Origin of the sequence: Rheinheimera soli (assembly GCF_021290985.1) — a bacterium.
In the GTDB taxonomy this organism is placed as follows: Bacteria; Pseudomonadota; Gammaproteobacteria; order Enterobacterales; family Alteromonadaceae; genus Pararheinheimera; species Pararheinheimera soli.
Genome location: NZ_JAJOYU010000075.1, coordinates 1 through 1,861 on the forward strand (window position 1 = coordinate 1; position 1,861 = coordinate 1,861).

The 1,861-nt window shown below is 51.2% G+C and carries 1 protein-coding gene; it reads right to left on the reverse strand.

Translation table 11 applies throughout. The features are described from left to right. Nucleotides 1–19 precede the first annotated feature (19 nt). Nucleotides 20–1,408: a group II intron reverse transcriptase/maturase gene (gene ltrA, locus LSG37_RS21025; protein ID WP_233080151.1), complete on the reverse strand. Its 1,389-nt coding sequence runs from the start codon at nt 1,406–1,408 to the stop codon at nt 20–22. Nucleotides 1,409–1,861 lie beyond the last annotated feature (453 nt).

The following is a 1,861-nucleotide window of genomic DNA, read 5'->3' on the forward strand; positions in this document are numbered from 1 at the left end:
CCGCATACGGCGGTTCATGTTAACACTGGAACTGTCGGTGACAATCCAGCAGTGATACCAGTCCCAGCCTCTCGAACCCGTTCTTCTTTAAAGCCTGATTCATATGGCTGGCACCGGAGTTCCACCACGGCCCCCGTTGGTTACAAGCTGAACTCCATGCTCTGATTTCATCCAGACCTGCTTTCATCAGTTGTTTGGCTCGGGTAAAAGCTCGTTTCCATTGTCGCCAGTAGAGGCAACGTAGTTTGCGCCTTATCCAGCCATCTAACTCTTCCAGCACACCTTTGATTTCGGTCAATCGGAAGTAGCTTATCCACCCGCGCAGTACCGGTGTCAGTTCACTGATAACTTTTGCCACTGATTTTGAACCATTTCCTGTGGTGAGCGTTCTGATTTTCTCTTTCAGTCTCGCCACGCTACTGGCTGCAATTTTCAGTCGGGCCACTTTGTGCCATGTGAAGCTATAACCAAGGAACTTCCGTTCTGATGGTCTTGCCACTGCACTCTTTTGCACATTCACCTGAAGTTTCAGTGTTTTCACTAAGAATTCACTGATGTCTTTCAGCAGATGTTCACCCGCCTTTTGGCTGCTGACATAAATGTTGCAGTCATCGGCGTAGCGGCAGAAGCTGTGGCCTCGCCTTTCCAGTTCTTTGTCCAGTTCATCCAGCAGGATATTCGATAACAGCGGCGACAATGGGCCACCTTGCGGCATGCCTTTATCGCGTTTTATCACCTCTTTTCCATCCACCATTTCTGCTTCCAGATAACGGCGGATGAGTTTGAGGAGCCGCTCATCTTTGATAGTCCGTGCCAATCTCGACATCAGAATGTCGTGGTCCACACGGTCAAAGAATTTCTCTAAGTCCATATCCACAACCCAACGTTTGCCGCTTTGAATGAACTGCTGTGCTTGGCGCACCGCTTGCCACGCATTGCGGTTGGGTCTGAAGCCGTAGCTGGATTTTGAGAACGTCGGTTCTACATAAGGTGTTAATGCCTGTGCTATCGCTTGCTGAATCAATCGGTCTGCCACGGTTGGGATGCCCAGTGTTCTCACATCGCCATTTGGCTTTGGGATATCCACTTTGCGGATTGCCCGTGGCAGATAACTGCCTGCCGTCAGTGTACTTTTGACGCTCGGCCAATACTGTTTCAGCCATGGTTTTAACTCCAGCACACTGAGGTTGTCCACCCCCGCCGCACCTTTGTTTTCCACCACCCGCTGATACGCCAGCATCAGGTTCTCGCGACTTATCACTGCATCTATCGTTAACGACATTTCCGCTTTCGTTCGCCCACTGGCCGCCGTGTTGGTTTCAACACCATCAATCAGCACCGGCGAATTCTGTTCGCGTCCTCTGTTCATGGCCGCAGTCGCCTGCGCTTGTGCATCATCAATCAACATCGAGGTCCACTGTCCTAATCACGGTTAACTATGTTCAGCCCTTCATGCTATCGGTTAAAAGCACTACTACGGCCTCGGCTGACTTCTGAACCTCCATCCCAACACCTCCCGATGTCAGTAGCACTGTGGCAGGTGTTCAGACCTCCCAGGGTAATTCGCGCGACCTTCCTGCTTATACCTGTCGACTTTACGTTGTAGCATTCCGTGCAAGTATTGGGCTTTAGTGATATTTGCCACCTTACCCTGCTACAGCGCCTAAGCCGCTTCCTGTTCGTCAGGCCAGCATTTTGCTTTCAGCTTCCTTCAGATTTCATCTCACGATGAACACCCTTGCCGTTCAGCTAACACTTCCCCTTGCCGGGTGTGTAGAGGACTTACACCTCCAAGTCACCAGTTTGACTACCACAGTCAATCTGGCTGCGCTTACGCGCAACGCGCCATGCCTGGCGCACT

Bases quoted from the DNA above. Each gene is read 5' to 3' on its own strand.
- ltrA (WP_233080151.1), bottom strand. From the start codon at position 1,408: ATGTTGATTGATGATGCACAAGCGCAGGCGACTGCGGCCATGAACAGA.